The sequence below is a fragment of the Streptomyces sp. NPDC127100 genome, from assembly GCF_042724095.1.
Classification (GTDB): domain Bacteria; phylum Actinomycetota; class Actinomycetes; order Streptomycetales; family Streptomycetaceae; genus Streptomyces.
This window is the reverse complement of the sequence record NZ_JBHXFL010000070.1, coordinates 21,913-28,102: the sequence shown is the minus strand read 5'-3', so window position 1 is coordinate 28,102 and position 6,190 is coordinate 21,913. Positions and strand designations below refer to the sequence as shown.

The following is a 6,190-nucleotide window of genomic DNA, read 5'->3' as shown; positions in this document are numbered from 1 at the left end:
GCCTCCCCCGCCCCCCCCGCCCGCCCCCGGCGCGCCCCCCCGCGGCCCGGCCGCGGGGGGTGGCCCCCGCCGGGGCGGCGGGGCCGGGGGGGCCGCGGGGGGGCGGGGCCCGCAGCCCGGGGCCGGCCGCCCGGCGGACGGGGTGTCAGGCGGCGGAGTGCGCCGCGCCGGCCGCGGTCACGGGACGGGCGCGGTACTCGTCCACGACATGGCCGCACGGGGCGACGGGCTGCTGCCGCGCGCGTGCCACGACGTGCCGGACGAGGGCGTGCACGCGGTACTGGTACTGCTCCTGACGGAGCGTCTGCACCAGTGAGGTGTCGACCAGTTCGGCCAGTCGGTGGGCCACCTGGGTGGCCGGTCCGGTGCCGCCTCGGCGGCCGGCGAGGACGTCGTCCAGCGCGAACGGGTCCGGCAGCGCGACCAGGTCGTGCAGCAGGTCCCGGTGCGGCGCGGGCAGCAGGTCGTAGCTCCAGCGGACGCTGTCGGACAGGGTGCGGTGGGCGCTCAGCGCACCCGCGTCGACCTGGTCGAGCAACTGGAACAGCGTCTCCTCCCGCAGCAGCGAGCCGAGCGGCAGGGACCGCAGGCGCTGGGCGGCGATCTCGATGGCCAGCGGCACCCCGTCCAGCAGCCGGCACAGCGTGGTGACCTGCGCCATGTGCGGGGCGAGGTCCAGCGTCGGCAGGGTGGAGCGCACCCGGCGCAGCAGCAGTTCCACCGCGCTCGGCACTCCCCCGTCGCGGTCCCCGGGGCCGTCCACCCGCAGCGGTTCGACCTCCCAGCTCTCGGCGGCCCCGGCGGCCAGGGCCCGGCGCGAGGTGACGAGCAGATGCAGTCCGGGGTTGTCGTCCAGGAGCCGGCGGGCGAGGCGGGCGGTCTGCCGGACGACGCGTTCGGCCCCGTCCAGGACGAGGAGCCGGCGCGCGGAACCCCCGGGCGTGCCGGTCAGGCCCTCGGTGAGACGCACCAGTTCGGCGTGGGCGCGCACCGGCTCGAGGTGTTCCGGCGTGCAGTCGCGCAGCTCGGCGACGGCGACGCCGTCCGGGAAGAGCGGGCGCAGCCGGTACGCCGCCGCCAGGGCGAGCCGGGTCTTGCCCACGCCGCCGGGTCCGGTGAGGACGATCAGCCTGCTGCGCTGCGCGGAGGCCAGGACGTGCCGCATGTCGGCCTCGCGGCCCACCATCGGATCGCCCAGGGGCCGGGGCCCGTGCCAGGGCGCGGACTCCGTCCGCTCCTGATCGTGCCGGGACCGCTGCGCCGGAATGAGCGACCAGTCGCCGGATCCCCAGACCGTCGGCCCCGCGGGTGCCGCGGGAGCGCCGCCGAGGGCGTTGAGCAGCAGCTCGACGGAGCTCCGGCGGGGATTGGTGTTGGAGCCGGTCTCCAGGTTCCGGATGGTGCGGACACTCACACCGGAACGCTCCGCGAGCTCTTCCTGTGTCCAGCCGGAAACCCGTCGCTGATTCAACAGAAATTCACGTAGCTGATGTACGTCCATTCTCCCGAAGGGAACAAACTCGGCGCGAATCACCATTGACAGAATCCCCCTTGTAAACCAAACTCGCGCGACCTCCCGCAGCCGTCCGGCGAACATCACCCACGACGGCGGGCCGCATCCCTTTCCGGCCACCGGGCAGGTCAGGGCGGTTGGCCAGGTCCCCGCAAAGTCAACTGCGACACATTCATGTTTTGGCCAAGACCGGACCCTACTCGACCAAAACAACGAGCGGGAGTTCCCCCTCCGACAGGAAAGCGTCATGTGGCCGCTTGCTGCCAACCGCTACCGGGCGAAACACCGGCCGACAGCGGTCCGGACCAATCCGCGGCCGTCAGGCTGACGACCGTCACGAAATAACCGGAACGCACTGCCCAGCGCCCCTCGAACCCGTGCCGGCCCTCCGGCGCCGTGCCCCGGAACCAGCCATTCGCGATCAAGCGCACCGCGAAGTCGCGGATACCCCAGCGTCGGCCGAGCCATGGCGAAAATGCTTTGTACGACGCCTCCTTGGCGCAGAACGCCAGCCGGTCCGCCGCCGCCCCGAGGGTGGCGCACAGCGCGTCGGCCGACTCCCGCTCGGTCGCCGTCAGGAGACGCGCGGCGACGACGCTCGGCAGGGGCGCGACCGGTTCGGCGTCGATCCCGAGCGCGGCGTACGCGGCGGCCGGGGCCACGACCGCCGCCCGGTAACCGGGGCAGTGGGTCAGACTGCCGACCGCCGCGCGCGGCCACCGCGGGGCACCCGACACATCCGGAAGGAGTGGTTCCGGCGAGATGCCCAGCCGGGTCAGCGCCCGGTGCGCGCAGCACCGCGTCGTGGCGAACTCCCGCCTGCGCCCCTCCGACAGGTCCCGTACCAGGGCCCGTTCGGCCGGAAACAGACAGCCCTCACCCCCGTGTCCCGCGTCGCCGTACACCTCGCACAGTTCGGCGCCCTCGGGAACCAAGCGATCGACCACCGCGTTCCTCCGCAGGAAAGATCGTCTGTTCGTACGATCGGCGCCGAAGATACTCCCTCACGTATGTGTACGGCGTGTAAAGATGACGGGCGGCCTGAGGAGTGCCGGATGACGGGGACACGGGGGTGTGACTCCATGCTGCAGAGGTTAGGGCTCGATCGACTCACCTATACGGTGTACAAGCAGCTCATCGCGGGGCGGTACCGGGAGGCGGACGAACTGGCCGCCCACCTGGGCGTCCCGGCCGCCGACGTGCGCGCGGCGCTGGGGCGGCTGACGCAGCTGGACCTGCTCCGGCCGTCCGGCGAGGACCTCGGTGAACTGGCGGATCCCCGCCTCGCCCTCAGGGCCCTGCTGCTGCGTCAGATGTCCGGGATCGAGGAGCGGCTGCGGGAGTTCGAGGAGGACCGGGCCGCCGTCACGACCCTCATCGACCGGTACGCGGAGGCGCGGCCGGGCGGCCGGGAGCCCGGTTTCGAGTGCCTCGTGGGCCGGGCGGCCGTCGTCGACCGGCTGCACGAGCTGTCCTGCTCGGCGGACACCGAATGGCTGGCCTTCCTGCCCGACGGTCCCGCGCCGACGAGCTGGCTGGAACCCGCGCAGGAGCTGCACCGCAAGGTCATGGCGCGGGGTGTGGCGAACCGCGTGGTCACCACGGACAGCATCCGCGGCGACACCCGCCTCGCCCTGCGCGCCGCCTGGGAGGACGAACCGAACTGCAGGGTGCGCACCGTCCCGTCGCTGCCGGTGCACCTGCTCCTCGTCGACCGCTCCCTGGCGCTGCTGCCGTCCGATCCGCGCGACCCGTGGCACAAGGTCGTCCAAATCAGCATGCCGGGGGCGGTCGAGGCGGTGAACTCGCTGTTCGAGCGGGCCTGGGAGAACGCGGTACCGCTCGGCTCCAGCGGGCCGGGGCTCGACGAGCACGGGCTCAGCCCGCGCGAGAAGGAGCTGCTGCGCCTGATGGCACGCGGCCTCAACGACGAGGCGATCCGCCGGCGTCTCGGCGTCTCGCTGCGCACCGTGCGCAGGATCGTGGCCGAACTGTGCGCACGGCTGGGGGCGGCCAGCAGGTTCGAGGCGGGGTACCAGGCGGCCAAACGCGGCTGGATCTGAGATCCGCCGAACCGCGCCCCGGGCGGCGGGCACCGGCGGCACCGGCGGCAACATTTCCTCCCCCGGAGTTGCCGGTGCACTGCCTGGCCCGGCGGGTGGCGCGTCGACCAGCATGCTGACCGGGATCCGCGGCACCGGCCCGGACCAGCTGACGTACGAACGGACGGGGGACGGACGACGATGGTGCGGTCACGTCCGGAGGACACCGGTAAGCCACCTTCGCTGTGGCGCGACCGCGACTACGCCGTCTGGTGGTCCGGCGAGGGCCTGTCGGCGCTGGGCAACAGCGTCTCGACGCTGGCCTTCCCGCTGCTCATGCTGCACGCGACCGGCTCGGCGGCCCAGGCGGGCACCATCACGGTGCTGCACATGCTGGGCCGGCTCGGCACGCTGGTGATCGGCGGCGCGCTGTCGGACCGGGTGTCCCGGCGGCTTCTGCTGGGCCTGGCCGCGCTGGTCGAGGCGCTGTCGATGGGTGCCGTCGCCTGGCTGGTGTACCAGGGCGATCCCTCGGTCCTCGGACTCGACGCGCTGGCGCTGGTCAGCGGACTCGCGGCCGGCCTGCGGTCCGGCGTGACCTCGCCGGTGCTGCGCCGGATCGTGCCCAAGGAGCGGATCGCCGACGCCACGGCGCAGGGCATGGGCCGCGACATGCTGGCCCAGCTCCTCGGCGCCCCGCTGGGCGGCCTGCTGTACTCCATGGCGCGCTGGGTGCCGTTCCTGTTCGACGCCATCTCCTTCCTGTTCATCACCCTCAGCTCGTTCCTGATCCGCCGGCCGCTCGGGCCGGACCGGCGGGACGACGGGGAGCGGCGCCCGGGTCTGGTCGCGGACGTCAAGGACGGGCTGCGCATGATCCGGCGCAGCGACTACCTGGTGTTCACGCTCGCCTGGGGCGCCGTGCTCAACGCGGTGGCGCAGGGCTTCACCCTGCTCTTCGTGGTCATGGTGCAGCACCGGGGCGGCGGACCGACCACCATCGGCGCGGTGACCTCCCTGGCGGTCACCGGTGGCGTGATCGGCGCCGTGCTGGGCCCGTGGCTGATGCGGCGGATCGGCGCGCGCCGGGTGCTGCTGCTGTCCGCCTGGCTGTTCACGGCCTCCTTCGCCGCGGTCGCGCTCGCGCCCCGGCCGTGGCAGATCGGCCTGGTGATGATGATCGGCATGACCAGCATGATCCCGATGAACGTCGTCACCGAGTCCTACGAGGTCAGGCTGGTCCCCGACGCGTATCTGGGACGGGTCGCCGCCACGGGCCAGTTCGGCTTCCAGGCCGTCCAGTGGACCGGGCCGCTGGTGGCCGGTGTGCTCGCCGACGCGATGGGCGTGGAGTCGGCCGTGCTGGTCCTGGCCGCCGCCATGGCCGTCCTGGCCCTCACCCTGCACCTGGCCCGGCGCCGCCTCGCCCTGCTGGACGTGCCGCTGGAGGCGGTCGAGGAGCTTCCGTCCCTCGACGCGGCCCCCGGCGCGACCGCGGCGGACGACGCCGTCCTGATCCGAACGTCGAAGGACCCGACGGGCTGATCCGCCCGGACGGCAGGGAGGGAACCACGCATGGGCACGTCATCGGAGTTGGGCATCGTCGCCGTGGGCATGGCCTTCGGGGAGCCGCGCGGTGTGTCGGCGACGGCGGCCGACTACGTTCCCGATCCGGAGGCGGTCGCCGCCCTCGGCTACGAGACCTACCACCGCGTCGCTCCCGGCGTCACCGCCGTCGACCTGGCCGCCGAGGCGGCGCGGGAGGCCCTGGAGAACGCCGACGTCACCGTCGCGGACCTCGACCTGATCGCCGTCGGCCACTCCGACGTGCCGGACTACCTGGGCTGGGACCCCTCGGCGGCCGTGGCGCGGGCCCTGGGCGCGCACGGCACGCCCAGCGTGCTGTTCACCCAGGCGTGCGCGGCGTGGTCGCCCGCGCTGGACCACGCCGCCGGAGCGATGGCCCTCTCCCCCGGCGTCGAGACGGTGCTGGTGGTCCTGGTCAACGTGATGAGCGAGGCGCACGGCAACCGGATGGACTTCAACGGCTGCGTCGCCAGCGACGGGGCCGTCGCGGCCGTCGTCCGCCGCGGGCACCCGCGGCTGCGCCGGCTGTCCTCGGCGCAGTTCACCAACCCCGAGTACGCGGACCTGTTCCGCATCGAGTTCGGCGGGGCGGCCGTGCCGCTGCCGCCGCCGGGGCGCGGTCTGAAGGACGTCAGCCCGATGGCCTCCGTCTACCGGCACTTCGACCGGGACCCGGAGCGCTTCCAGGCGTTCATGAAGGAGATCACCACGCGGCTCGCGGACGTCGTCGACGAGGCCCTGTCCCGCGCGGGACGGGACCGGTCCGAAGTGGCCCGGCTGATCCACATCAACGACAACCAGCAGACGTTCCGGGCGGTGTCCGACGCCGTCGGCATCCCCCTCGACCGCACCAACGCCGAACTGGCCCGATCCCTGGGCCACATGGGCGCCGCCGACCAGCTGGTCTGCCTGTGGCGGCACATCGAGTCCGGTGAACTGGCCCTCGGGGACCTGGTGGTCCTCACGGGCGTCGCGTCCCCGGGGATGCACTGGTTCTGCACGGTCGTCGAAGTGTGAGGCGGCGCGCCCAGCACGCCAACACCTGTGA

Annotated in this window: 5 protein-coding genes; 3 read left to right on the top strand and 2 right to left on the bottom strand. The window is 73.3% G+C overall.

Translation table 11 applies throughout. From position 1 onward, the window contains the following. Positions 1-145 precede the first annotated feature (145 nt). Together ACFWJB_RS33990 and ACFWJB_RS33985 are read right to left on the bottom strand one after the other, a co-directional pair. Positions 146-1,501 carry an ATP-binding protein gene (locus tag ACFWJB_RS33990; protein ID WP_386927085.1) on the bottom strand — a complete coding sequence of 452 codons (1,356 nt, stop codon included), beginning with the start codon at positions 1,499-1,501 and terminating at the stop codon, positions 146-148. 257 nt (positions 1,502-1,758) lie between these two features. Continuing rightward, entirely contained in the window at positions 1,759-2,418 is a 660-nt protein-coding gene (locus ACFWJB_RS33985) for a 4'-phosphopantetheinyl transferase (protein ID WP_385468557.1), read from the bottom strand. Positions 2,419-2,595: 177 nt separating this feature from the next. Here ACFWJB_RS33985 and ACFWJB_RS33980 point away from each other — a divergent pair, with 177 nt between their 5' ends. The 3 genes from ACFWJB_RS33980 to ACFWJB_RS33970 all read left to right on the top strand — a co-directional run bounded on the left by ACFWJB_RS33980 (position 2,596) and on the right by ACFWJB_RS33970 (position 6,159). After that, on the top strand, positions 2,596-3,576 hold the full coding sequence (locus tag ACFWJB_RS33980) for a LuxR C-terminal-related transcriptional regulator (RefSeq protein WP_385468554.1): 981 nt from the start codon (positions 2,596-2,598) through the stop codon (positions 3,574-3,576). A gap of 180 nt (positions 3,577-3,756) precedes the next feature. Then, the gene (locus ACFWJB_RS33975) at positions 3,757-5,100 is read left to right on the top strand and encodes an MFS transporter (protein ID WP_385468551.1); all 1,344 of its coding nucleotides are present in this window, start codon (positions 3,757-3,759) and stop codon (positions 5,098-5,100) included. A gap of 30 nt (positions 5,101-5,130) precedes the next feature. Continuing rightward, on the top strand, positions 5,131-6,159 hold the full coding sequence (locus ACFWJB_RS33970; protein ID WP_385468548.1) for a 3-oxoacyl-[acyl-carrier-protein] synthase III C-terminal domain-containing protein: 1,029 nt from the start codon (positions 5,131-5,133) through the stop codon (positions 6,157-6,159). Positions 6,160-6,190: the final 31 nt, after the last annotated feature.

Coding starts and splice junctions, on each gene's coding strand:
- ACFWJB_RS33990 (WP_386927085.1), bottom strand. CDS start 1,501: ATGGACGTACATCAGCTACGTGAATTTCTGTTGAATCAGCGACGGGTT.
- ACFWJB_RS33980 (WP_385468554.1), top strand. CDS start 2,596: ATGCTGCAGAGGTTAGGGCTCGATCGACTCACCTATACGGTGTACAAG.
- ACFWJB_RS33975 (WP_385468551.1), top strand. CDS start 3,757: ATGGTGCGGTCACGTCCGGAGGACACCGGTAAGCCACCTTCGCTGTGG.
- ACFWJB_RS33970 (WP_385468548.1), top strand. CDS start 5,131: ATGGGCACGTCATCGGAGTTGGGCATCGTCGCCGTGGGCATGGCCTTC.